The organism is Pedobacter sp. UC225_65 (genome assembly GCF_042698365.1).
Lineage (GTDB): Bacteria > Bacteroidota > Bacteroidia > Sphingobacteriales > Sphingobacteriaceae > Pedobacter.
Genome location: NZ_CP170550.1, coordinates 378,557 through 404,198, shown reverse-complemented (window position 1 = coordinate 404,198; position 25,642 = coordinate 378,557). Strand labels below are relative to the sequence as shown.

General features: G+C 42.2%; 24 protein-coding genes and 3 pseudogenes. 7 read left to right on the top strand and 20 right to left on the bottom strand.

The window, feature by feature from the left end:
* Positions 1–164: 164 nt before the first annotated feature.
* The 9 genes and pseudogenes from cobA (ACFJIZ_RS02115) to ACFJIZ_RS02075 all read right to left on the bottom strand — a co-directional run bounded on the left by cobA (ACFJIZ_RS02115) (position 165) and on the right by ACFJIZ_RS02075 (position 9,087).
* Positions 165–962 (bottom strand): uroporphyrinogen-III C-methyltransferase, encoded by a 798-nt coding sequence (gene cobA, locus ACFJIZ_RS02115; RefSeq protein ID WP_379090236.1) that lies wholly within the window; start codon positions 960–962, stop codon positions 165–167.
* Between the two features lie 126 nt (positions 963–1,088).
* Entirely contained in the window at positions 1,089–2,339 is a 1,251-nt protein-coding gene (locus tag ACFJIZ_RS02110; protein ID WP_379090234.1) for a sulfate adenylyltransferase subunit 1, read from the bottom strand.
* Between the two features lie 82 nt (positions 2,340–2,421).
* Positions 2,422–3,326 (bottom strand): annotated as a pseudogene (cysD, locus tag ACFJIZ_RS02105) (sulfate adenylyltransferase subunit CysD).
* A 71-nt stretch (positions 3,327–3,397) separates the two neighbouring features.
* Positions 3,398–4,121, bottom strand: a pseudogene (locus ACFJIZ_RS02100) (phosphoadenylyl-sulfate reductase).
* A 4-nt stretch (positions 4,122–4,125) separates the two neighbouring features.
* On the bottom strand, positions 4,126–5,166 hold the full coding sequence (locus ACFJIZ_RS02095; RefSeq protein ID WP_379090232.1) for a sulfite exporter TauE/SafE family protein: 1,041 nt from the start codon (positions 5,164–5,166) through the stop codon (positions 4,126–4,128).
* 88 nt (positions 5,167–5,254) lie between these two features.
* Positions 5,255–5,638, bottom strand: coding sequence for a bifunctional precorrin-2 dehydrogenase/sirohydrochlorin ferrochelatase (locus ACFJIZ_RS02090; protein WP_379090230.1), 384 nt, complete (start codon positions 5,636–5,638; stop codon positions 5,255–5,257).
* Positions 5,622–6,401, bottom strand: coding sequence for a uroporphyrinogen-III C-methyltransferase (gene cobA, locus ACFJIZ_RS02085; protein WP_379090228.1), 780 nt, complete (start codon positions 6,399–6,401; stop codon positions 5,622–5,624). Before cobA (ACFJIZ_RS02085) ends, ACFJIZ_RS02090 begins: the two co-directional genes overlap by 17 nt.
* The gene (locus ACFJIZ_RS02080) at positions 6,398–8,488 is read right to left on the bottom strand and encodes a HEPN domain-containing protein (RefSeq protein ID WP_379090226.1); all 2,091 of its coding nucleotides are present in this window, start codon (positions 8,486–8,488) and stop codon (positions 6,398–6,400) included. Before ACFJIZ_RS02080 ends, cobA (ACFJIZ_RS02085) begins: the two co-directional genes overlap by 4 nt.
* A 161-nt stretch (positions 8,489–8,649) precedes the next feature.
* Complete coding sequence (locus ACFJIZ_RS02075; protein ID WP_379090224.1) at positions 8,650–9,087, bottom strand: RrF2 family transcriptional regulator; 438 nt, start codon at positions 9,085–9,087, stop codon at positions 8,650–8,652.
* A gap of 144 nt (positions 9,088–9,231) precedes the next feature.
* On the opposite strand from ACFJIZ_RS02075, the gene ACFJIZ_RS02070 reads away from it, so the two are divergent.
* Entirely contained in the window at positions 9,232–9,642 is a 411-nt protein-coding gene (locus tag ACFJIZ_RS02070; protein ID WP_379090222.1) for a hypothetical protein, read from the top strand.
* Here ACFJIZ_RS02070 and ACFJIZ_RS02065 read toward each other — a convergent pair whose 3' ends face one another.
* The 11 genes and pseudogenes from ACFJIZ_RS02065 to ACFJIZ_RS02015 form a co-directional block, all read right to left on the bottom strand.
* On the bottom strand, positions 9,643–10,866 hold the full coding sequence (locus ACFJIZ_RS02065) for a sterol desaturase family protein (protein ID WP_379090220.1): 1,224 nt from the start codon (positions 10,864–10,866) through the stop codon (positions 9,643–9,645).
* A gap of 1 nt (position 10,867) precedes the next feature.
* Positions 10,868–10,996, bottom strand: a complete 129-nt coding sequence (locus tag ACFJIZ_RS02060; protein WP_379090218.1) for an alpha/beta fold hydrolase — start codon at positions 10,994–10,996, stop codon at positions 10,868–10,870.
* A complete protein-coding gene (locus tag ACFJIZ_RS02055) occupies positions 10,989–11,495 on the bottom strand; it encodes an alpha/beta fold hydrolase (protein WP_379090216.1) in 507 nt (168 codons plus the stop codon). Before ACFJIZ_RS02055 ends, ACFJIZ_RS02060 begins: the two co-directional genes overlap by 8 nt.
* Positions 11,479–11,622, bottom strand: coding sequence for a hypothetical protein (locus ACFJIZ_RS02050; protein WP_379090214.1), 144 nt, complete (start codon positions 11,620–11,622; stop codon positions 11,479–11,481). The genes ACFJIZ_RS02055 and ACFJIZ_RS02050 overlap by 17 nt, the downstream gene beginning before the upstream one ends.
* 88 nt (positions 11,623–11,710) lie before the next feature.
* Complete coding sequence (locus ACFJIZ_RS02045) at positions 11,711–12,091, bottom strand: NAD(P)/FAD-dependent oxidoreductase (RefSeq protein WP_379090212.1); 381 nt, start codon at positions 12,089–12,091, stop codon at positions 11,711–11,713.
* Positions 12,092–12,110: 19 nt separating this feature from the next.
* On the bottom strand, positions 12,111–12,974 hold the full coding sequence (locus ACFJIZ_RS02040) for an NAD(P)/FAD-dependent oxidoreductase (protein WP_379090211.1): 864 nt from the start codon (positions 12,972–12,974) through the stop codon (positions 12,111–12,113).
* A 29-nt stretch (positions 12,975–13,003) separates the two neighbouring features.
* Entirely contained in the window at positions 13,004–13,996 is a 993-nt protein-coding gene (locus ACFJIZ_RS02035) for a 4-hydroxyproline epimerase (RefSeq protein ID WP_379090209.1), read from the bottom strand.
* Between the two features lie 105 nt (positions 13,997–14,101).
* On the bottom strand, positions 14,102–15,478 hold the full coding sequence (locus tag ACFJIZ_RS02030) for an aldehyde dehydrogenase (NADP(+)) (RefSeq protein WP_379090207.1): 1,377 nt from the start codon (positions 15,476–15,478) through the stop codon (positions 14,102–14,104).
* Positions 15,479–15,521: 43 nt separating this feature from the next.
* Positions 15,522–16,456 (bottom strand): annotated as a pseudogene (locus ACFJIZ_RS02025) (dihydrodipicolinate synthase family protein).
* 572 nt (positions 16,457–17,028) lie between these two features.
* Entirely contained in the window at positions 17,029–17,583 is a 555-nt protein-coding gene (locus tag ACFJIZ_RS02020; RefSeq protein WP_379090205.1) for a helix-turn-helix domain-containing protein, read from the bottom strand.
* Positions 17,508–17,909, bottom strand: coding sequence for an AraC family ligand binding domain-containing protein (locus tag ACFJIZ_RS02015; RefSeq protein WP_379090203.1), 402 nt, complete (start codon positions 17,907–17,909; stop codon positions 17,508–17,510). The genes ACFJIZ_RS02020 and ACFJIZ_RS02015 overlap by 76 nt, the downstream gene beginning before the upstream one ends.
* A 566-nt stretch (positions 17,910–18,475) precedes the next feature.
* Between ACFJIZ_RS02015 and ACFJIZ_RS02010 the strand changes: the two genes are divergently transcribed.
* The 6 genes from ACFJIZ_RS02010 to ACFJIZ_RS01985 all read left to right on the top strand — a co-directional run bounded on the left by ACFJIZ_RS02010 (position 18,476) and on the right by ACFJIZ_RS01985 (position 25,634).
* Positions 18,476–20,251 (top strand): aminopeptidase P family N-terminal domain-containing protein, encoded by a 1,776-nt coding sequence (locus tag ACFJIZ_RS02010; protein WP_379090201.1) that lies wholly within the window; start codon positions 18,476–18,478, stop codon positions 20,249–20,251.
* A 505-nt stretch (positions 20,252–20,756) separates the two neighbouring features.
* Positions 20,757–21,440, top strand: a complete 684-nt coding sequence (locus ACFJIZ_RS02005) for a DNA cytosine methyltransferase (protein WP_379090199.1) — start codon at positions 20,757–20,759, stop codon at positions 21,438–21,440.
* Positions 21,419–22,069, top strand: coding sequence for a DNA cytosine methyltransferase (locus ACFJIZ_RS02000; RefSeq protein ID WP_379090197.1), 651 nt, complete (start codon positions 21,419–21,421; stop codon positions 22,067–22,069). Before ACFJIZ_RS02005 ends, ACFJIZ_RS02000 begins: the two co-directional genes overlap by 22 nt.
* Before the next feature lie 186 nt (positions 22,070–22,255).
* Positions 22,256–23,575 carry a TraB/GumN family protein gene (locus ACFJIZ_RS01995; RefSeq protein ID WP_379090195.1) on the top strand — a complete coding sequence of 440 codons (1,320 nt, stop codon included), beginning with the start codon at positions 22,256–22,258 and terminating at the stop codon, positions 23,573–23,575.
* Positions 23,572–25,479, top strand: coding sequence for a hypothetical protein (locus tag ACFJIZ_RS01990; protein WP_379090193.1), 1,908 nt, complete (start codon positions 23,572–23,574; stop codon positions 25,477–25,479). The genes ACFJIZ_RS01995 and ACFJIZ_RS01990 overlap by 4 nt, the downstream gene beginning before the upstream one ends.
* Complete coding sequence (locus ACFJIZ_RS01985; protein ID WP_379090191.1) at positions 25,476–25,634, top strand: hypothetical protein; 159 nt, start codon at positions 25,476–25,478, stop codon at positions 25,632–25,634. Before ACFJIZ_RS01990 ends, ACFJIZ_RS01985 begins: the two co-directional genes overlap by 4 nt.
* The last annotated feature ends 8 nt before the right edge of the window (positions 25,635–25,642 follow it).

Sequence of the window (25,642 nt, the reverse complement as noted above, 5' to 3'; positions counted from 1 at the left end):
TTGCAAACATTTAGAAAAAAATTATTTTTTAGTTAAAGAACATCCAGATGCAGATTTTGTTTAGCGAAAATAAATTGCATAAAAGGAAAAAGCCAGGTGATTAAACCTAGCCTTTCACAACCAAACAAAAATAAATATGAATTTTAAGGGGTAAACTCTTTTGGTCAATATTCTTCTTGTTGAAGAATGCTGTAAAACTGATGGATGGCGTTAAACTGCGGATGCAAGGAAACCACATGACCAAATACCAATAAGGCGGGTGAAGTGATCTTTTTCTCGATGATCAGTTCTTCTATGGTTTCTACAATGCCGACCACTACATTTTCTTGTGTTGACGAACCGTTTTCTATCACAGCTACCGGCAGATCTGTTTTACCTTCTGCTTTAAATATAGAGGCGATGGCGGCAATCTTTTCGATACCCATTAATACCACAATGGTGGCATTAGATTTTGCTGCTACATACAAGTCTGGCGAAATTTCTCCAGCAGCATTGGTTCCGGTAACTACCCAAAAACTTTCGCTCAGCTTGCTGTAAACCATAGGGATTTTCTGTAGGCCTGGTACACCCAAGGCACTTGAAATGCCAGGGATCATCTCTGTAGGAATGCTATACGATTCTGCGATATCTATTTCTTCGTAACCACGGGCAAACACAAATCGATCACCACTTTTTAAACGCACTACATGTCCATAGTTCAAAGCATAGTCAATCATCAATTTGTTGACCACCTCTTGCGAAAATGTTTCATCATCTGAACGTTTACCTACGTAAGTCTTGATCGCATCTGCTGGCGCAAAATTTAACAGGGCTTCATTTACCAAGGCATCATATAAAACTACAGCGGCAGTTTTTAAAGCTTTTACACCTTTTAGGGTCAATAGATCTGGGTCTCCAGGTCCTGCACCTACCAAGGTGATCCTAGGTTCAATGGTCTGTTTTTCAATTTGGTTCAAAATCATTACTTACGAATTAGGAGGTCAACAGTACAAATGTATATAAAATCTATAGTATTAGTAGTATTTATTTTAAAATATTTTTTAATTGTTATTTATTGCCAATAAAAACACTGTAAATCAATAAGTTAATTAAGCTACCGCTGCCCTGAACATCAATGCCCCTACCGTTAAATTAGTTCGACTGTCAATCAAAATGGCAGAACCATTGGCCCTATTTTCTTTGTAGAAGTCAAATGCTAAGGCATCGGCCGTTTTTAGCACTACCCTACCAATATCATTCAATTTAAAATCTGTTGCGCCATGTTTTTCTAAGGTATTGATGTCGACCTTGTAGATCACTTCATCAATCTTACAACGTGTGGTTTTACTGTTATGTTGGATCAGGTAAGTCAAAGAAGTATCTAAGGCTCGGGCATCCATCCAACACAAGTCTGCCTCGATCAATTTTGATTCGTTTGGCAAGGCCGAAGAATTGACCAAAGTATCGCCACGACTGATATCGATATTGTCTTTTAAGTGAATGGTAACCGATTGTCCTGCCAAGGCTTCTTGAAGTTCCTGATTAAAAAACTCTATCCTACTGATGGTAGACGTATGGCCCGATGGCAGCACAGTAACTTGATCGTTCAACTTAAAAGCACCACTTAAAATCCTTCCGGCATAGCCTCTATAATCGTGAAGCTGATCAGTTTGTGGCCTGATTACCCATTGCACAGGCATCCTTGTTTGTGCGGTCTGGTCTTGGGTATCGGTATCTACCTGTTCGAGAAAATGCAACAGACTTTCGCCCTCATACCAATCCATTTGCTCAGAAGGCTGAACAATGTTGTCACCCTTTAAGGCGCTAACTGGAATATAGGTTACATCTTGCAAGTCCAGTTGTTGGGCCAGTGCTTTGTATTTTTCGATGATGGCTGCAAAAACGGTTTCGCTATACGCTACCATATCCATTTTGTTAACGCAAACTACTATGTGTTTGATCCCCAACAAAGCAACCAAGTACGAATGGCGGATGGTCTGCTCTACCACCCCATTTCTGGCATCGATCAAAATGATGGCCAGATTTGCCGTAGATGCGCCTGTAACCATGTTCCTTGTGTATTGGATATGTCCGGGCGTATCTGCAATGATGAATTTTCGTTTGGCCGTTTGGAAGTATTTATAGGCCACATCAATGGTAATGCCCTGCTCCCGTTCTGCCCTTAAACCATCTGTTAAAATGGCCAGGTCTATGGTTCCATCATCGTTTTTTCGGTTGGCATTTTGCAAAGCTTCCAACTGATCTGCCAAAATAGAATCTGTATCGTATAACAAGCGGCCAATGAGCGTACTTTTGCCATCGTCTACGCTGCCTGCGGTAAAAAATTTTAATATGTTCATATTTATTAGATTTGAGATAAGAGATTTGAGATATTAGACAGATGTAAGGTTCTCAAACCTCACATCTCCATACTCAACGCTCTTAAAAATAGCCCCCTTTTTTTCGGTCTTCCATAGCCGCTTCAGAAACCTTATCGTCCATGCGGGCGCCTCGTTCTGAGATTTTTGATTCGCTGATCTCTGGATAATATCGTCGATCAGATCTGCATTAGATTCTACTGCGGCGGTACAAGACATATCGCCAACAGTACGGAAACGCACTTTTTTGCGCACCACCACATCTTCGTCATCCATATTTAGAAATGGTGACGCCGCCATCAACTGCCCATTTCTGGTGATACAATCGCGCTGATGTGCAAAATAGATACTTGGTAAAGCAATGTTTTCTCTGCGGATATAATTCCAAACATCGAGTTCAGTCCAATTACTGATTGGAAATACCCTTACATTTTCTCCTTTGTGGATTTTACCATTATAAGTATTCCAGAGCTCGGGACGTTGCCTTTTAGGATCCCATTGCCCAAACTCATCCCTTACAGAAAAGATGCGTTCTTTGGCACGGGCCTTTTCTTCGTCTCTTCTTGCTCCACCGATACAGGCATCAAAACCATTGGCTAAAATCGTATCCAACAGGGTAACGGTCTGTAAAGCATTTCTACTTGCATTTTTACCCTTCTGCTCTACCACTTTTCCTTCGTCAATTGATTGTTGTACCGAGCCAATGATCAGTTTTTCGCCAATTCTTTCAATCATCTGGTCGCGGTATTGAATGGTTTCTTCAAAATTGTGACCTGTATCTATGTGTACCAACGGAAAGGGAAATTTACCTGGCCTAAATGCTTTTTCGGCCAACCTTACCAAGGTGATCGAATCTTTTCCACCAGAAAAAAGTAAGGCTGGTTTTTCAAACTGCCCCGCCACCTCACGTAGAATGTGGATGGCCTCGGCCTCTAATTCATCTAAATAATCTAAATTGTATGTACTCATATTGCAACCTTAAAAGGTATTACATTTAAAATCGTATCAATTGTTGTAGTTCTAAAAACTACTTGAAGACTTTAGCCTTCAACCTTTATATTTTCTGTGGTACTGTGCAGCCCACATTCTTTTTTGCTTTGGTCTTCCCACCACCATCTTCCTGCCCTAAAATCTTCTCCAGGCTGTACGGCTCGTGTACAGGGTGCACAACCAATGCTCGGAAAACCCTTGTCGTGTAAAGTATTGTAAACAATGTTGTTTGCCGCAATGTATTGCCTCACGGTTTCCAAACTCCAATCAAATAGTGGATGGAACTTCACCAATTGGTTACCTTCGTCCCATTCTAGTACCTGTCATTTCTTCTCTATTTGTACTTTGTTCAGCCCTAATGCCTGTAATCCAGATCTGCTGACCCGCCAATGCTCTTTTTAAGGGCTCAATCTTGCGGATGTGACAGCATTGTTTCCTATTTGCTACCGATTCGTAAAAACTATTGGGCCCTTTGGTGTTAACCATTTCTTGCAACAGCTCCGTTTGCGGATAATAGGCATGGATCGGTTGTTGATAGATTTCCAAAGTCCTGTTCCATACATAATAGGTTTCTGGAAACAATCGCCCGGTTTCTAGCGTGAAAACCTTAATGGGTATCTTGTTGGCAAAGATCAATTGAGTAACTACTTGGTCTTCTAAACCAAAACTGGTACTAAAAACAATTTGATCTGGATACTTACGTGCCAAGAACCAGAGCTTTTCAACCACGCTTAATCCGCTTAATTCTTCTTTTAATTCTGCTAGTACATCCATCGCGCTATATCAACTTTAAAATAAACAAGACTACGCTTCTTAGGCTAACGACCATCACAATGATGCCTACAGCTACCATGATCGTTTTTGCCGATATCTTATTAGACACCCGTGCCGCAATTGGCGCAGCTAAGGCACTGCCAATGATCAAACCTACTACGGCTTCCCAGTACCTACCGCCTAACATGGTAAAAAAGGTAAGTGAGCTTAAGGTGGCGATAAAAAACCTACTGATCTTAACCGTACCCAAAGAAAACAAAGGATGGCGACCTCCAGCAATTAGACTAGACAGAACGATAGAGCCCCATCCACCGCCAAAAGCCGCATCTATAAATCCCCCAAAAAAGCCCAGTGTTCCAATTTTTTTGATCTTTTGCCCTGTTCTTTTTCTTTTGATGTTAAAGGCTTTCATTAAGATTACCGCTCCCAACACTAGGGTATAAATGGCAACCAAGGGCTTAGTATATTGGCTATAATGTTCTAACGACGACAAAAGATAAGCTCCTATAATGGCCCCAATTATTGCAGGGATGATCAATAACTTGAAGAGCTTCCAATTGACATTGCCCATCCGGTAATGCATCCAACCAGCTATACCATTGCTCAAAACTTCCGAAATGTGGATGGCCATACTAGCCGATGCGGGTGGTAGGCCCATGGCCAAAGAGAAGGAGGCCGATGTTACGCCATACGACATCCCAATTGCACCATCAACCATGGCAAATACAAATCCTGCGCCTAAAAACCAATAGAATAACGGATCGATACTGATCAAAAAAGACTGAAATTCGGGTTCAGTATTCCATAAGGTTAACCCTACCGAGGCTATAAAAAGTACAACCGACAACCAGATCAGCCATTTGATATTGGTTTCTACAAAGCTCTTTTTTGGCGCCACCAAACTGGCCGTAACCTGATTTAGTTTTTTGACCTTGGCTGCAAAATCGCCATTTAAAGATTGGCGCAGTACATTTAATTGTTGTAAAGAGTTATCCAATTGTGCAGGTAAACCTTCGTTTAAGATCTCTTTGAGGCGTTTGGCCATGGTTGGCGATTTTCCATTGGTAGAGATCGCAATCTTTAAATCACCTTTTTTAACAATGGAGCTTAAGTAAAAATCGCAAAGGTCTGGCTCAATCGGCTACGTTGACCAATAATCTTCTATGGTGTGCTTCGGTTCTTATCTTTTCGTTTACGATAGGATCATTTGTGGCCACGAAAACAATATCTATGGCTGATAGATCTGCTGCTTCAAAGCTTCTCTGCTTCAGTTTTAAATGAGGATACGTCTTTTTCAGCTGCTCAATTTCTGGAGCAATGGTTTCTGCAATTACAGTAACATTAGCCAGTTGGCTATTATTGAGAATGGCATTTAGTTTTTCTATCCCCACCTTACCCCCACCAACCAACAAGGTACGCAACTGGTTCAGTTTGATAAAAACCGGAAACAGTTGGTTTCCTTTGGCTTCATTGGCCAAAGGCCGCTCGTTATATTGTAGCTCAGGCGATGGAAGCATAAGATTGGACTAAGGTTTTAAATGATGGATGTAATGACACCACTTCTCCAAATACCAACAATGCTGGTGCTTTGATCTTTTCTTTTTTGACGATAGCTAAAATGGTGGCTACTTTACCAACTACCAATTTTTCATCGGCCGAAGAGCCATTTTGTACCACCGCAGCAGGCAGGTCCTGTTTGCCAGCGGCTTTAAAGAGCGCTACAATTTGGTCCAATTTGTTCAGACCCATTAAAACGATTACGGTTGCACTTGATCGGCTGGCTTGATAGAGGTCTTCAGAAATTTCTCCGTTTGAAGTTGTTCCGGTAATTACCCAAAAACTTTCGCTCAAACCGCGATGGGTAACCGGAATCTGCTGTAGGCCTGGTACTCCAATTGAACTTGATATCCCAGGGATTACCGTAACTGGAATATTGTACGAATCTGCATAGGCCAGTTCTTCATATCCTCTGCCAAAAACAAAGGGGTCGCCACCCTTTAAACGCACCACATGGCCATAGTTTAAAGCATAATCGACCATCAGTTGGTTAATAGCCAGTTGCTCGAACGAATGTTCACCAGAGCGTTTACCCACATATACCTTAATGGCATTAAAAGGGGCATGGATCAACAAGGCTTCATTTATCAAAGCGTCGTACAATACTACATCGGCTGTTTTTAGGGCATTTACACCTTTGAGGGTCAACAATTCTGGATCTCCAGGACCGGCTCCTAAAAGTGTAATTTTTGGTTCTTTATGTGTATGTTGTGCTAAACTCATGCGATTTCTAATGCCCTATTGGCTTTGATCTGGTTTAAAAATTGTGTGGCTTCTCCGAAGTATTGGATGGCAAACTGCTGTGAGGGTTCGTTTTTATTGATCTGCAACACCAGCTCTGAAAAACTTGTACCGAAGTTGAATTCTCCTGTTGCTACAAAGTGATGATCAAACTCTTTGATTACACCTGCCTGTGTGCTGCTATTGATACTTTTATCCAACAACAAAGATTTGGCAGCATTTACAAAAACACTGTAGGCGTGGTAGATGGCATCGGCATAGGCCTTATTTTTCAATGCTTCGCTTGCCCAGGTCAGTTTGTCTTCTGCTTCTAACAAAAGGGTGGCTACCAAGTCTATTACAACGCCAGCACATTCGCCTACGCCAATGGCCGTTTCAAAGGTTTCTTCATGGCCCCAGTCTACAAACTCTGTGGTTTTGAGGTTGGTCAAATCTGACAAGGGTTTGAGCAGTTGATAAAAATGGTCTTTGCCTAACCTATCGTAGTACTGGTGAAAGTTTTCTTCTGGTAAATGATTGGCTTTAAAATCATTCAACAACAGGTGTAAAACCTGCGTTGCTCTTTTGGTTGGCACTTTGATCACACGCTCTGCCACCCTGCCCACCCCATTGCCAACTGTACCACCACCCAACATTACTTGTACGGCTGGCACTACTTTACCCTCTGCCTTTACAGAACTGCCATGGAAACCAATTTCAGCCAGACCATGTTGTCCACAAGAGTTCATGCAGCCACTGATCTTGATCTTGATGTTTTTTTCGTAGATGAACTCTGGAAAATCCTCATACACTACCTCTTCCAATACTTCGGCTAAGGTCATGCTGTTGGCGATGCCTAGGTTACAGGTATCTGTGCCTGGGCAGGTGGTGATGTCGGCCAAGCTATCAAAGCCAGCATTTGCAAAGCCAATGTTCGCTAAGGCTTGGTACAAAGAAGGTAAAGCATTTTCTGGTACAAATTTCAACAACAGTCCTTGGTTTTGGGTGATCCTGATCTCGTCGGCAACATAAGGTTCAACCGCTTTTACAAAGGCTCTGGCCTGATCAGTTTTGATGTCGCCAACCTGTATCTTTACATATACGCCATAATATCCTTTTTGCTTTTGCGCTATCGTATTGGTAGCCAACCAATGTTTGTAATGGGTTTCATTTGCGAGTATGACAGTGGGATAAACCTGCTGAATGGGCAAAGCGGGTTGTGGAACGGTATGTAGCTCTATTTTAAAGGTTTTGACTTTATTTGCTGTCCGTTCTTCGTCGATCAATCTTAACACCTCGTCAATACCCAGTTTCTGAACCAGGTATTTCAATCTGGCTTTGTTTCTGTTGTTCCGTTCGCCATAACGGTCAAAAACCCTCAGTACCGATTCGGTAAATGGGATCAATTGGTTTTCTGGTAAAAAATCATGTACTGCAGTGGCCAAAAAAGGTTGAGCACCTAGTCCACCAGCAAATAGCACTTTAAAACCACGTTCGCCATTGGCATTGATCTTAGGGATGAACCCCAAATCGTGGATATAACTATAGGCTGTGTCTTTATCGCTTGATGAAAAAGAGATTTTAATCTTCCTCCCCATTTCTTGACAGATGGGATTACGCAAAAAATAAGCAAATACTGCCTGTGCATAGGGCGAAACATCAAAGGGTTCTTCTGGATCAATACCTGCATTTGGAGAAGAGGTGACGTTACGAACGGTATTGCCACAGGCCTCTCTTAAGGTAATATCGTCCAGCTCTAATTTGGCCCAAAGCTCAGGAGTCCGATCTAAGCTTACGTAGTGGATCTGGATATCCTGACGGGTAGTAAGGTGCAGGTTTCCGCTGGCATACTCGTCGGCTATGTCTGCGATACGCAGCAACTGCTTAAAGGTAACCTTACCAAAAGGGAGCTTAATGCGGATCATTTGTACGCCTGGTTGGCGCTGCCCATATACACCTCGTGCCAAACGTAGGCTTCTGAAACGTTCTTCGTGGATCTTGCCAGAACGGAAGTCATTGATCTTTTGCTCTAGATCGATAATGTCTTTTTCTACTATCGGATTTTCTAACTCAGTTCTGAAACTCTGCATTGGGTCTGTTTTTTATAGGCGATATTTCCGTCTTTGCCAAACCACTTATCTAAATAAGTTATTGGCTATGGATCAGCAAATATATAAAATCCATAGAATTAGTAGTATTTATTTTGATAAGAAATTTTAAAAGCCTAAAACGCGCTTAAAATCAAAGGGTTTTATAAGATAGATGAAGCTGTTTTCTCGCTTTCGATGATGTGGGCAATGCTGGTTTCGCTTAAAATCTGCAAACTGGCATCTCTAACTTTGATAAAAGCTTTGCGGATACCACAGGTAACCTCATCGTGGCATTCTTCACATTTGTGGTAAAACTTGATACTTGCACAGGGTAACATTGCAATAGGTCCGTCGGTGATCCTTAAAATATCTACCAAGTAAATGTCTTCTGGGTTTTTATTGAGACTATAGCCCCCTCCCGCTCCTTTTTTGCTATATAAGTAGCCTGCATTGCGCAAGTCTAGCAAGATCTGTTCAAGAAATTTTTTGGGAATATGTTCTTCTTCCGCAATACGGGCAATCTGCATGGGCGGTTGCGTTAGGTTCCTTCCTAAAACCACCAGTGCTTTTATAGCATATTTTGTTTTCTTAGATAACATATACCAACAAAGCTAATAAAAGATTTATGAAATACGGAAGCTTAACATTGAGTTAGCGCCCAAATTATTTTCGACCTCAATTAGTATCGATAATATTACATTGATTAAATTATTTGTTATATTTAAGTACTATATGTATTTGTTATGCGAGCATTCTACTTATTCCTGATGGTTTTTGCCTTATGCTCAACAGGTTTGACAGCTTATGCACAAAATGGTTGTGTAATTGTTTATGGCCCTGGCAGTGCGGGTACTGTAGTTTATACATCTAGCAAAGGCACCACTACTACCTGTAATGGGCAAACAGTCGAAAATTTCAATACCTCTCCTGCTGTAGCCTTAGCTGCTGGTTGTCAATGGATTCCCTACCCTGCTACGTCTCCTGCTACTTTGAGGAACTGTATTGTTAATGGTTCTTGTGGAGTTAAAAACAATTACACTCAATTGTGCCCGCTTGATGATTATGTGTGGGTTTTGATCATTATGACTTCTGGTTTAGGTTTTTACCTATTCCGTAATCGGTTTGATCATCTATCTCCAACAATCCAAGCCTAATTATTCTATTTTTTCGTACTGAAGCACATAATTGCGGTAAACCCTACTTAGAGAGAAGGTACGCTCTAGCATGATCAAGATGATCAGCGGAATAAAAATCAGGCTCAACAGGTCAAATTGGTAAAAGACATAGGCCACTACGAGCATCAACCTTAAACATTCTAAATAATAGATCCATTTTCGCTGCTCTAGCAATGCGCCACAATTGATCAGGGTAAGTAATACAAAAACCGATACCACCCATTTATCTATGATCTGAAAGTAACTGAAAAAGGCTGTGGTAAAAGTTAATAAAATGATACAGATAACCAATTGGCCATTGAGGTATTTTTTGAATTTGAACCGATAGCGATCAATAGATTTGTGCTGTAAAAACCGCTTTTCCAAAATGGGCCTAATGTCTTGATCTAATAAAGCTGGACTACCAAAAACAACTTTCCATTTGTTTTTTAGCCCCTTTTCTCTTTTGCAGGCTTCGGCCAGTTCAAAATAATAATGAAAGTGCTGCCATAAAAAACTATAACTTTTGATAGGATGTGTTAGCCCATATCGGGGAGCTTCTTCTTCTTGTTGAAAGGTGCCGAACAGCTTGTCCCAGAACACAAATACATCGCCATAGTTTTTATCAAGGTATTTTTCGTCGCTGGCATGATGTACGCCATGTAATGAGGGTGTAATGAGTACCTTTTCTAACCAACCTAGTTTACCGATCATCTGGGTATGGGTAAAGAAAGAATAAGCGCCATGCACGGTTAAGATCACCACCACCATCACCGGATGGAAACCCACAAAGGGCAAAATACACCAGAAAACATTTCGGATCAGGGCCTGAAAAGTAGTGATCCTTGCCGATACGCTTAGGTTAAATTCTTCGCTCTGGTGGTGTACGATGTGTGCCGCCCATAAAAAATTAACCTGATGTCCCAAGCGATGATACCAATACCAGACAAAGTCTGTGGCCAATAGGAGCAATACCCATACCCACCATGCATTGGAAATATCGAAAAGGGCATAATGGATATAGATGTAGTTGAAGAGCTCGTAAAAACTTGCAGCAATGAAGAGGTTCAACAATCGTTCTGCAATGCCTATGCTTACGTTAGAGACTGAGCTCTCGTACTTGAACACGTCCGTTTTTTTGAGGCGAACGGCCAATGCATATTCTAGATATAAAAACAAAAAGAAAGCTGGAATAGCAAAGGCCAGGTAATTGATCTGATCCATGTTATGCGCTTAAAAAGTTGTTGACGTGATGGTTAAACAATTCGGGTTGTTCCATCATAGGCGCATGCCCACATTGGTTAATGTAATGTAAGGTGGCGTTGGGCAACAACCGATGAAATTGCTCAGCCACAGCTGGCGGAGTTACCACATCCTGTAAACCCCAGATCAACAATACAGGGAGATTCGATCAAGGGCAAAAAATCTTTGAGATTCTGTCTTTGGGCATCTCGGGCAAGGCCAATAATAGACAGGACCTTTAGCTTCTGTTGTACGATTCCGAATACATGAGCCACCATTTCTTCGTCTACAACTTCTTTCCTATCAAAAACATCTTCTATTTTGGTTCTGATGTACTGGTAATCCTTTACTCTTGGAAAAGAGCCTCCAAAAGTATTTTCGTACAAGCCAGAGCTTCCAGTCAATACTAGCCTATCTACCTTGTCTGGGTGTTTTAAAGTGTAGAGCAAGGCTACATGTCCACCTAGAGAGTTGCCAATCAACACTGGTTTAGCAATGTGGTTCTTTTCGATGTATTGTTCTAAAAATAATACCAACCTATCTAAACCCTGTCCTACAACCTTACTGAACAGCGGTAGCTCTGGTGTCCAGATCTTATGTTGGATCGGCAAATCTATTGGTTACGTTTTTCCAATTGCTCAAATTACCAAATAGGCCGTGCAGCAGAATGATATCTTGGGTTTGTACGGCGCAATGCGGAAGAAATGTTTTAGGAGTCTGATTTAATTGTACCTGCATGATCTGGAAATTTTGAAATGAAACACAAAACTTTCCAAAAATAACAATATTTTAAATAAAGACTACTATTTCTATAGATTATATATTTTTAATTAAAACGATCAGGTCGATAGCAATCAATCTGGATAGACAATTTAGTACCAGCAGCAAGTTCGGCAACCAATTTTCCGGTAACAGGTGCCAAGCTTACGCCCATCATTCCGTGTCCGCCAGCTATAATTAGATTGCTTATTTTTTGGCTATAACCGATGTAGGGCAAACCATCTGGCGAACATGGCCTGAAACCATACCATATCTTTTTAATATTCGGCACGGCTACGTGGTAATCTGGATAGTATTGCGGAATGGAATTGACAATTCCCTGTACCCTATTCATGTTAACATGGTGGTTGATCGGTGCAATTTCCATCGTGCCTCCAAAGCGTACCTGTCCATCCATAGGGGTTACGGCCACTCTTGCTTCTAACAATAGCGAAGGGTGATGGATCTTATGATAAGGACTCTACCATAAAGGAATAGCCCTTACCTGGCATCACAGGAATAGTTAAACCCGCTTTTTGTGCAAGTTCGGGCAACCAAGCCCCACCAGTCATTACCGTTAAGTCGCTTTTAAATGTACCATGTGTGGTATGGATTTCGGTTATCTTAGCATTTTGGGTCTCAAAACCATTTACTTTACAGTTGGTAATGATCTCGACTCCCTTGTTTTTAAGATTGGAAATCAATTGCTTAACCAGTGTACTTGGGCTTAAGTGCGCATCGCAACGATAGTGTATTGCGCCTAACACATCCAAAGCTGTATCTGGCTCTAGTTTTTGTGCCGCACCTGCATTTAAAACAGCTACATCTAGGCCCAAGCTTTGAGCTTTTAAAGCCAAATGGATTTCTTCTTCAGCTGCTGCTTGTGTTTTATACAACATCAAAATACCCTTTTTCTCCAGACCAAAATCCAAGTCGGGTTCTTGAGCCAGTTCATCATACAGTTGTTTGCTCAGTAGATGCAAATCTCGCAAAGGTTCTGCAGCGTGGTCTACATGTTTTTGATTGGCATGTTTCCAGAATTTTAGCCCCCAAGAGATCAATTTTGGGTTGAGAGAAGGTTTTACGTAGAATGGACTCTTGCTGTTGAACATCCATTTGATGCCTTTACTGATCATACCTGGGGCAGCCAAGGGCACAAAATGACTGGGTACAATCATTCCTGCATTACCAGAAGAGCAGTTGTCAACTAAATCGCCCTGCTCTAATAGGGTAACCTTAAAACCTGCCTTGGTTAAATAATAAGCACTGCACAGGCCAATAATACCTGCGCCTATAATGGTTATGTTGCCTTTTGTCTGATCAGCATGCATATCTTATCGTCAAATGTTTTGGTATTAAATTACTTGGAAACCATGTGCATAGGATCGTCATCGTCTATGAATATCGTGTTGTAGCCTGTTACTTTTGCCCAGCCTTCTATACCGGGTACAATTGCAGGCTGTCCGTTAATGGTAGTTTCTTCTTCTATTGTACCTATAAATTGTGAGCCAATGATACTTTCGTGGATAAATCGGTCTCCTTTTTTAAGCTTACCTTTTGCAAACCATTGTGCCATACGGGCCGATGTTCCGGTACCACATGGCGAGCGGTCTATGGCCTTGTCTCCATAAAAAACAGCATTGCGTGCGGTTGCCGTTGGCGAAAGGGTTGCACCTGCCCAAAGAAAATGACTTAGTCCGTTGATGTTCTTGTCTTCTGGATGGACGAAAGTGTACTGTTCGTTCATCAGCTTACGGCAGGTTCTGCTCCAACTGATCAATTGGTCGGCGGTATAGTTTTCTAATCCTTTAAAGTTTTGTTGTGGATCAACAATGGCATAAAAGTTTCCGCCGTAGGCTACATCTACCACTAATGTGCCAAGATCTGGACATGCTACAGTCAAACCTTCGGCCGCTAAAAACGACTTGATGTTGATCAGCTTAACCGATTTTACTTTTCCAGCTTCTTGTACATATTCTACCAAAACCAATCCTGCAGGGGTTTCCAAGCGTAGTTTACCCGGCACTTTCGGGATCACCAAGCCTTCTTCTATGGCAATGGTTACGGTACCTATGGTGCCATGACCGCACATGGGCAAACAGCCACTTGTTTCAATATATAATACGCCTATATCGTTGGCAGGGTCTATGGGTGGATAGAGGATACTGCCACTCATCATATCGTGGCCACGTGGCTCGAACATCAGACCTTTGCGAATCCAATCGTATTCTTTTAAAAAATGTAGCCTACGCTCCATCATGCTATTGCCTAACAGCAGTGGTCCGCCACCTGCAACTACCCTAACTGGATTGCCACAGGTATGGGCATCTATGCAACTAAATGTTTTCTTCATGGATCTGATTGCGCGTTAATTCGTTGTTGATGGTTCGCCAGATGTTTAGTGGGTTGGCATTTTGGAGTTCTTTTGGCAAAAATTCATCGTCCCAGTTCTGGTAGCTTAACGGACGGGCAAAACGTTTGATCCATCGGCCCCTACCGAAGTGAAACGGCTATCGGTACTTGCCGGAAATGGTCCACCGTGCTGCATTGCCAAACATACCTCTACCCCTGTTGGCACATTGTTGAAGATCAAACGTCCGCAAATGTCTTGTACGTAATCTAACAAAGATTGATGCTTACTGATATCATTTGGGGTAGCCATTAGGGTTGCGGTCAATTGACCTTCCATGGCTTTGGCAACGGCCAGCATTTCGGCCTCGTCTACACATTGGATAATGAGCGAGTAAGGTCCAAAAACTTCTTGGTGCAGGATAGGGTTTTCTAAAAACGTTTGTGCTTTTGTTGTGGCAATACTGATCAGTCCTTTTCCTTCAGTCAGTTCTTCTTCTTCTGTTTGCCCTACCAATTGCACTCCTTTTTGTGCCAATGCTGTTGCTAGCTTTTGCGCATAGTTGGTTGCAATGCCTTGATGTAGCATTTTAGTTGGGCTTAAGGTTTTGATCTCTCTTCTAAAGTTGAGGATAAATCTTTCCAGTGCTTCACTGTCAACCGCTATGATCAAACCCGGATTGGTGCAAAACTGGCCCATGCCCAAGGTTACCGAAGCGGCCATCTGTTTGGCCAAAGGGTCTGCTTCCTTGGTTAACTTTTCTGGCAATATAAATACGGGGTTAACACTACCCATTTCGGCAAATACAGGAATGGGTGTTTTACGTTGGTTGGCCAGATCAAACAAGGCTCTGCCCCCACTGTAAGACCCAGTAAAGCCGATTGCTTTTACGGCTTCGTGTTTGGCCAGATACGCCCCTACTTCAAAGCCTTGGCCGTACACATGTGCAAAAATACCATCGGGCATGTTGCATTTTTTGGCTGCGCTAAAAATGGCGTTGGCCATTAGGGTCGAGGTTTTTGCATGGGCCGGGTGGGCTTTTACAATTACCGGGCAGCCTGCAGCAAAGGCACAGGCGGTATCGCCACCTGCGGTTGAGTAGGCAAAGGGAAAGTTACTTGCACCAAAAACCACTACAGGCCCTAGTGGCACCAACATTTTACGCAGATCGGGTTTTGGTGGGGTACGTTCTGGCAAAGCAGTATCGATACTGGCCTCTAGCCAATTGCCCTGTTCTGCAGCGGCCGCATAACTGGTTAACTGGAACATGGTACGTGCTCTTTCGCCTTGTAGGCGTGCTTGTGGCAGGTTGGTTTCGGCCATGGCAGTGTCAATCAGTTCATCGCCCAATGCTTCTATTTCTGCAGCTATGGCACGCATAAAATCTGCACGTTGTTTTAATGAACAGGTTTTATATTGATGGTACGCTTGTACAGCTTTTGCTAATGCTTCGTCAATTGCTGTGGTGCTTGTATCTTTATACATGGTGGATTTGATTAAGCTATTTTTTGTTATCGATTGTTCGGCCTTATTGAACAAATTCTACCGTTAGCGATAAATATTCTGGCAGTTGAGGTCGGTTGGCCAAGCCATCGTTGATCACTTTAAGTACGTGTGCTCTTTCTTCTCCTTTTAACACCAGTCTTGGCGCTCTTACGATCTCTGAGCTAATACCTGTTGCTTCGGCGGCCAATTTAATGTATTGCACCAGTTTGGCATGGATATCCAACTCTAGGACCGGCAAGAACCAACGGTAAATGGTCAAGGCTTCTGCATAACGGTTGGCTTTTACCAAACGGTAAATGGCTACGGTTTCTGCCGGAAAAGCATCTACCAAACCTGCTACCCAACCGTGTGCGCCTAATGCCAAACACTCAAATGCCAAGGATCTACACCGCATAGTATCTTAAAACGATCGCCAAATCGGTTGATCATTCGGGTAACGTTTGATACATCTCTGGTGCTTTCTTTTACGGCCTGTACATTTGGGAACTGTGCCAACTCTTCGAACATCTCTATAGATACTTTAACTCCATAATCAACCGGATTATTGTAGATCATAATAGACAGGCTGGTTGCTTTTGCTACACTTTTGAAAAAGGTTAGGGCTTCTTCGTCGTCTGCTTTATAGCGTAAGGGTGGCAGCAGCATTAAGCCGTCTGCTCCTATTTCTTCGGCCTGTTTGGCCATAGCAATGGCTTCTTTGGTGGCCTGTTCTGCAATGTTAAGGATTACGGGTACTTTGCCGTTAATGCTTTTTACGCAATAGGCCAATAGTTCTAGTTTTTCGGTACTGCTTAGGGTACTGGCTTCGCCCAGCGATCCGCAGATGATCATCCCGTCTACGCCTGCTGCCAGTTGTGCATCAAGGTTTTTTTGGAACAGGGGGTAATCGATGGTATCGTTTGGGGTAAATGGGGTTAATAGTGCAGGGTATACGCCTTGCCAAGCAACGTTTTTCATAAAATGTCTGTTTTTAATGTACTGTTTAAAGTGCCGGAGCACTTTGTGGTTCAATTTTTTATATAGGTCAAATGTAGGTGGTGCTTATTGACTATTTTTAACAGGTTTTAATGAATAGTAAACGGATTTTAACCTTGGTGTTTTATCATGCTGGGTGTAATGAAGATTGTGAAGCAATAACGAGGTAAATTTAGTTGATGAACTCTTTACATGGAGATGCTTCGACAAGCTCAGCATGACAATTTTTTGAGGATTAGTTGGTTAAAGTGTTGACCACATAGGAACATAGACCACATAGACGGTTTTGTCATTCTGAGTGCAACGAAGAATCTAAATAGATAAGGTTCTCACTTAAGGGTACTTCGACAGGCTCAGCATGACAATTATGTTGATGCTTAGTTGGTTAAGGGGTTGACCACATAGGAACATAGCACACATAGATGGTTTTGTCATTCTGAGTGCAACGAAGAATCTAAATAGATAGTTCTCACTTAAGGGTGCTTCGACAGGCTCAGCATGACAAAGGTGTTGAGGTTTGCATTGGGTTTAGCATGCCAATTTATTAATAGTACTTAAACCTTAAAGTTTTTAAAATAATGGTTAAGGTAGGCTTTGGGGGCTTCGCCTTTGATGGCCTTAAACACCCTGTTGAAATTGGTTACGCTGTTAAAACCACAGGTATAAACCACGGTGGCAATGTTCTCGAATTTACCACTGGTTAGTTTTTTACAGGCTTCGTTGATGCGCAGTTCGTTTAAAAACTCTACAAAGGTTTGTCGGGTGTGTTTTTTAAAGTACCTGCAAAAGGCTTGTGGGGTCATGTGGGCTTCTGCTGCAACCTCGTCTAGACTAATGGGCCGCTCGTAGTGTTGCATCAGGTAATTGAAGATGTGCCCAATCCTTATGCCCTCGCTTTCTGAAAAGCTTGATAAACGGTTATTAGAAAGGGCTGCTCCGCTGTCGCCTATTTGGTGTAAGGTGTTTAGCAGGTTCAGAAACTGTACGATCACTTCTTGGTTTTTGGCATATTGCACGCTCAGCATCTTTTGGATCACACTGTCGGCATGGGCTGCAGGCACCTTATAGCCACTTTGATGTTGCTGTAAAAAGGATTGGAGCAACTGCATTTCTGGCAAGGCCAAAATGGGGGCCAGTTTTCCGTTGGAATCAAAAAAGATATCAAGGCCTGGATCTTTAAGGTACTGTCTTCTTGAAAGTATTCGGCATTGCTTTTAAAAAGGTGTGGTTGGTTGGCTCCTAACAAATAGATGTCGTTTTTTCTAAAAGTATGCATATTGTTGTCTACCACCAAAGTGCCCTCTCCTTCTTTGATCCACATCAACTGTGCTTCTTTGTGGCGGTGTAGGTAAGGGTAAAAGTGGGCCATATTGTCTTCTTGAACAATGATGGTATTATCGTGCGCTACTGGAATTGTAAATTGTAATACTTTCATAGTTTAGTTGCAACAGCTCAATATTAACTTAAAATAGCATCCTTTTTAAATCAACAGGTTAAAATAAGACTTTTTATGGACAGATATTGGTTTGAGCATGTTTAATTGTGATTATTCTCGTAAAATGTTTGTTTCCAATGTAGGGAGTCCGAAGTCAGGAGTCCGGAGTCCGAAGTCGGAAGTCGGAAGTTTAGTTGGAAAGTCAGAAAGTCCGGAGTCGGAAGTCTCGAGTTGGAAAGTCGGGAAGTCAGAAAGTTGGAAAGCTTGGAGCAGTACATTGCCATAATGACAAATGAACTAATGAACCAATAAAACAATGTCAGTCTGAGCCTGTCAAAGACCATGAACCAACGACACTAATGACAAATGAACCAATGAAACTAATAAAACAATGTCAGTCTGAGCCTGTCGAAGACCAAGAACCAATGAAACTAGTGACACCAATGAAACTAGTGACACCAATGAACCAATGCCGAATGAACCAATCAAACTAGCGAAATGTAAAATTGCAGTAGCAAATTATTGAAACAATTTCTTGGTTTCCCTTTTCTTTCCCACATTTGTGCATGACTTATCCTGAAAAACTAAATGCCATCCGTGAGCAAATGAAGGCTGATGGTGTTGCTGCCTACATTATCCCTTCTGCAGACCCTCATATCAGCGAGTATTTACCCGACCATTACAAGTGCATCTCTTTTGCCACTGGCTTTAAGGAATCGGTAAGTACCGTGGTCATCACTTTAGATTTTGCGGGGCTATGGGCCGATTCGAGGTATTTCGAACAGGCGGAAGAGCAGTTGCAAGGCAGCGGTTTTGAGTTGGTTAAACTAAAGGTACAGCATGCGCCTGAGTACATCCAATGGCTTGGCGATGTGTTGCCGCAGGGAGCTACTGTTGCTTTTGACGAGAAATTGGTTTCTATTTTATTGGGCGAACTGTTGCACAAACAATTGGCTTATAAGGGCATCAATTTCCAACATAAGGATTACTTAAACCCGATCTGGACCAACAGACCTGGCTTACCTACAAACCCGGCCTTTTTAATTGCCGATGCGTTTATTGGCCAATCTGTTGAATCTAAACTTACCGAGGTAAGAAAGGCGATGAAACAGCTTAGGGCAGATTATCATCTGATCTCTTCTTTGGATGATTTAGCTTGGTTGTTCAACATCAGGGGTACTGATGTAAATTATAATCCGGTAGTGCTGAGCTTTGCGCTGATCGCCGAAAACCAAGCTATTTTATATATACAACACGATAAGCTTAGCGCTGAGGATAAGGCCAGCCTAGCTAAAAGTGGCGTAGAGATCTTGGGCTATGATACCATCGCCAAAGACCTTGGCTTTTTACCTGCCGAAAGCTCAATCTTGATCGATCCTAAACGCAATTGTTTTGCGCTTTATAAACTGATCCCCATTTCGGTACAGCGAGTCTTAGATACCAATCCTTCTACTTTGTTAAAGGCGGTAAAGAACCAAACCGAGATCAACAATACACGTACGGCCATGATCAAAGATGGTGTGGCCATTACCCAGTTCTTAAAATGGGTTAAAGAAAATGTAAATAACACCACCATTACAGAAATTTCTGCTGCCGACCGCTTAAAGGCTTTTAGGGCTGCGCAAGATGGTTTTATTGGCGAAAGCTTTAACACCATTACTGGCTATAGGGCGCATGGGGCCTTGCCTCATTATGCGGCTACACCTGCTAGCGATGTTACAGTTAAGGCAGAAGGTTTGTTTTTGGTTGATTCTGGCGGTCAGTACCGCTATGGTACTACTGATATTACACGTGTTTTGCCTATGGGCAACAATACGGAAGAGGAAAGCATTGATTATACCTTGGTATTAAAGGCAATGATCGAGGGTTGTAAGACCCGTTTTCCGAAGGGCACTTGTGGTTACCAGATCGATGCGATTACACGTAGACCGATGTGGGACTACGCCTTAAACTACGGTCATGGCACCGGTCATGGTGTAGGCTATTTCTTAAATGTACACGAAGGGCCGCAGGTATTTAATGCCACGGCTACGCCTGTTGCCATTGAACTGGGCATGATCACTTCTATTGAGCCCGGTATTTACCGCTCTGGCAAACATGGTATCCGTATCGAAAACCTTGTGTTAACCATTGCCGACCAAACCAACGAGTTTAACGAGTTTTATGCTTTTGAGGCACTAACCCTTGCTCCTATTGATACCACCTTGGTTAAAAAGGAACTGTTGGAACAAGCGCATATCGATTGGTTAAATACTTATCACGAGAATGTGTACGCAAAGCTAAGTCCATTCTTGAATGAGGAAGAAAGGGTGTTTTTAGCAGGGATGACGAGTAGCCTTTAGGTTTTTGGTTCATTAGTTCAGTTGTTCATTAGTATCATTGGTTCATTAGTATCAACGGTTCATTAGTCAATAGTTGATTGGGCTTAGGGTACTAACTCAAGCATTGCGGGAGGATTCCGAACAATGGTGGGAGGATTACGAACAATGGTGGAAGGATTCAGAGTGATGGTGGGAGCTTCTCAAGCGATGGTGGGAGGATTCCGAGCAATGGTGGAGGCTTCTCAAACTATGGTGGAAGGATTCAGAGCAATGGTGGGAGCTGTTCAAGGTATCCCATTCACAGTTCAAGCTGGGTAAGCAGCCCAACAAGAAATCAAAGACGACAAACAAATTTAAGAACCGTTCATTATAGTTCAATAATTGATGAGATATAGATCAACTTTATAAAGTTTTAATATGTAATAGCTTTTGAAGAATTATAAAGAGATTTCCAAAATGTTTATATTTTTTGCTTGATCGGCAACTTTCTGTTTCTTAAATTAGCAGCTTATATTTAGTGTACCACATGAAAAATAAAATCAGAGTAGCAGAGTTGTTTGCAGGGGTTGGGGGTTTTAGGCTTGGGCTTGAGGGCTGGCAAGGCCGATCGGCCTTAAGTGGGTACACTAAAAAATTAGGCAACAATGGTTTTGAGGTGGTATGGAGCAATCAATGGGAGCCTTCTACCAAAAGCCAAGATGCCTCCAAGGTTTACGAACAAAGGTTTGGAAACGAACACCACTCTAACAATGATATTGCCACCGTAGCGGCCAACCATATACCTGATCATGATATGTTGGTAGGTGGTTTTCCGTGCCAAGATTATTCTGTTGCGCGTACGCTAAGCCAATCTGGCGGATTACAAGGCAAAAAGGGTGTACTATGGTGGGAAATCCATCGAATCTTAAAAGACAAGATGGCCGCAGGCAACCCTGTTAGCTATGTTTTTTTAGAGAATGTAGACCGTTTGCTTAAATCGCCTGTTAAAAAACGTGGTCGTGATTTTGCCATTATCTTAGCCTCGCTGGCCGATCTTGGCTATGCGGTAGAATGGCGGGTCATCAATGCGGCCGAATATGGTCTACCACAACGAAGAAGAAGGACTTTCATTTTAGCTTTTTTTAAAGATACAGCCATTTACAAGCAACTTGACCATAAGCAAGGCGATTGGATTGCCGAAGGGGGATCATGGCCAAGGCTTTTCCGGTAAGGGACGAAGCGTTGAAAACGAACAGTTTCCATATTGATGGCGACCTTGCCGATATTTCTGAAGACTTTAGCGTGTCGTTGAGTGGAGTTAGTCCGTTTGAAAACGCAGGTTACATGATCAACAGAAATGTAGTAACACAAAAAGTTGCCCCAAAATACTCAGGTAAAAGAATGACCTTAGGACAGGTACTATTGGCCGATCAAGAGATACCGAAAAGTTATTTCCTTAACGAAGAGAGTTTTGAGAAATGGGCCTACTTAAAAGGAGCCAAAAAAGAAGAAAGGGTAAACAAGGCTACCGGCTTTACCTATAACTATGCCGAGGGTGGCATGATATTTCCAGATCCGTTGAACGAACCATCGCGTACCATTATTACGGGCGAAGGTGGTGCAGCTGCATCGCGCTTTAAACATGTGGTAAAAACCAACGATGGACATTACAGAAGGTTAACCCCTGTTGAATTGGAAAGGTTGAACATGTTTCCGGATGGGCATACCGATGGCGCAAGCGATATTAAAAGGGCCTTTTTTATGGGCAATGCCCTAGTTGTTGGCGTTATTGAAATGGTGGGCCAACAATTGCTTGCCAGCATTAAAGAACTTGAACTATCAGGTACTCCTGCATCCTAACCTATCAATTTTACTAAAAAAGATAGCTGCTGGTACAGGCCATTAACCAATGGCTTAGGGCTAATTTTCTACAAGCTAGTTATCGGTTGGTCTGCTCTTCATTGGCTATCTCACAAAATCGGTACAGTTCTCTTCGCCTATGCTAGGCTAAATGCTTATCTTGCGGTATTTTAATTTCACCCTTATATGATAGCCCGCTACCTTCATCGCTCTTTTTTTAAAGCTTTTTTCTTATCATCAACCTTGTTGTTGCTAGCCTTTAATGGTGTTGCGCAAAAGAAACTCCCTTATACCCTACTCTGGCAGATCAGCGGCAAGGGTTTAAGTAAACCATCGTACTTATTTGGCAGCCTTGTATTAAAGGATAGCCGAGGCTTTAATTTTAGCGATTCGGTATTTAAGGCAATTGAGGCCAGTACAGCATTTGTAACAGAGGAACACCCAGATTCTGCTGCCAACAACCTATTTTACCTTATTAACCAAAGCTCCGCAAATACAGCTAGCGTTTTACCCAAAACTTATAGTTTAACCACGCTAGACCCTAAACAAACTGCCGCCAAAGCCTATTTGTATGGCATTGCCCGCACCCTGAACAAAAAGATATTGGCTTTAGATGGCGCTACCAAAAACCAAGCAGTTGACGAAAGTGCTGAGGATGTGGTTGAGGCTGTTGAGGAGGATGAGCAGAATGCCCTGCAAGAAGAGATGGAAAGTATATTAACGGCTTATCAAAACGGTAATCTGGATGAGGTGTGGAAAAAGATACAGTATTATTACGAAGAAGACGAAACATCGGCAGGTAATGTAAAAGAGCTGTTTAACCGAATCAGCAAACTGCTGGCTACAGAACAGGTATTTGGGGTGTTTAATTTTCCGGCTTTGACCGGTAACGAGGGCCTAGTTGCCCTATTTAAAAATGCTGGTTATACGGTAAGGCCAGTAGATGCTTCTTTTACGGCTGTTGGCCAAGGCTATGTGGTAGACCTTGGCAAAATGCAGCGTTATACCTATCAGGATCAGCAGGCCAATTACAGCGTTAGTTTTCCGTCGGCACCGCTAAGTTCAGCTGGTAACAGGTCTGCGATCAAAACCTACCATGATCCTTTAAATGGGGTTATCTACACTTCTACTTCTTTATACACCGGGCCTTTAACGGGCTTTACTTCTGCGCAGTATGCCGATAGCGCCTTGGCAAATTACTTGAGGTTGTCTAAAATGGAACTGGTTAAAAAGAACCCCATTAACAAGTTTGGCGCAAGCATACTCGAGGTAACCTTAAAAGGCGAGCACAAACATGCCAAAACATGGCTTTTGCACACCAATGGTACTTTTTACAGTTTTACGGCAGAGCATAAATTGGATCTATTAACAGACCCTTATATAGACTTGTTCTTTAATTCGATCCAGATAAGCGAACCAAAGGCCATTACCAGTAGCGACTGGATAGATTACAAGCATAAAATAGGCGCTTTTTCTATCAAGATCCTGTACAGCCCCAAGAAATGATACAGGATGTAGCCAGCGAAGTTAACGGCGGGGCATACAAACTGAACATATACATGTCTACCGATAAGGTAAACCTGATGAACTACTTGGTAAGGTACAACGATTTTCCTGAGGGCCTATACCTCGACAAAAAAGCTGTTGTTTTTGATGCCATGCTTACAGATTTTACCAAAAAGGGCCAAATTATTGGGCAACCAAAGGTAATTGCAAAGGATGGTTATGAGGGGCGGTCTTACGAAATGATAAGCAACGGTTCTTATATAGAAGTACAGATTTTTATAAGGGGCAACCGTACCTATCTTTTGTTAAGGCAGAACATGAACGGTACCAGCAAGCCAACAAAGACCGACCAGTTTTTTAGTTCATTTAAGTTTGATCCTTACCAAAGTGCCGGCAAGGTAAGTTATGCCATAGGCCATACCACTTTTATAATGCCATCGCAGCCTACATTGGCAAAAACAGAAAAAGAGGAAGGCGAAACAGAGGATGACAAACATAGTTCTTTTTTAAGTGATGAAATGGTGCACACTGCCCTTAATGGCAACACGGGCGCTTCTTATGTAGTTGCCAGATCTACCGTAAGCAAATATTTTAAGAGTAAGAACATAGATACTTTGATGGGCGTTTTGATCGAAAAGCTAAAACCGCAGCACAGCGCGGCAAAGGTTATTGCTACAGATTTTAAGCTGGGTACCATTACGGGTAAAGAGATGGTTGCTGTAGATACGCTCTCTGGCAGTACGAGAAAAACAAGGATATGGTTTAATCAAGGCTTTTTCTATTACCAGTTTTTGATTGCCACTAAGGAAGAGATAGAAAGTGAGGCGGCGCAACGGTTCTTTAACTTAACCGAAGTAAAGGAACAGGCAGCTACTTTTGATATGACCAGCTCTAAGGCCAAACTGATTACAGCCGACCTGTTGAGTGAAGATCCCGAAACCTATAAGGCGGCACATGGTGCGCTTTCTTATTATACTTTTGACAAGGAGGAGCTACCTACTATTTACGCAGCATTAAACCATAAATATACAGATGATACCACCAGTACTGGTACAAGGGCTAGTTTATTGGAGTTATTAAATGATATAAACGATAAGCAAACGCCTGATTTTTTGAAAAAGCTATATCAGGATAACAAAGGGGCCGACCTTATACAGAGCAATATTTTGAGCGTGCTACCTAAAATAGACAGCACCAGTTACGATTGGTATTTTAAAGCGCTAACAACGGCACCCACGTTTAAACTCAAAAACTATTGGCCTTTATTTACGCCATTAAGAGATTCGGTGAGTTATACCAGCACCCACATAGACCAAGTGCTTAAATTAATGCAGGTACAGGAATACAGGTCTTCGTTGCTCGGTATCATCAGTCAAATGGTAAACATGGACGGTACGCCTTACAAGGCATTGATCGAAAGCAAAAAAGAGCTGATCAGCAAAAACATGATGAAAGACCTGGAAGACGACATCGTGTTGATCAAAGCAGATGAATATCCATCAACTGTGTATAGCTACCTGAACATTTTGCCTACGCTTAACCTGCCCCAATTAACAGATACTTATACCAATAAGATCATTGCTTTAGATTCTGTGCCTTATTTGCGCACCACCGCTTTTGCCACAAGGATAGTAGCTGGCCTTAGCCTAGATCCACAATTGTTAAGTGCACAGTTGGATAGTTTGAGCAGCCGTTACAACATTATGTACGCCTTTAACAAAGTGGGCAAATTGGCCACCATACCTTTAAAATACAGAAAGCATGAGGAGTTTGCCAAATTGCTGCTCTATAATTACCTTGATGAGGAGTATGCCTATCCGGAAGAATCAAACTTTTGGGCAACATTAAAGAGGGGCAGCAAACTTATTATGTTTTTGATTTTTCTTATACGGAAGAAGGGGTGAAAAAAACGTACGTTGGCGTTTGTGGGCCTTTTAACAGCAAGGCAGAAACACTTGATTTTGACACCTATACATCGTACTCTACTTTTGAAACGAAAGAAAAGGATTGGTTAAAACAGGCTAAATTGATGGTTAAGGAAATAAAAAGCGATCAATAGTGATGCTT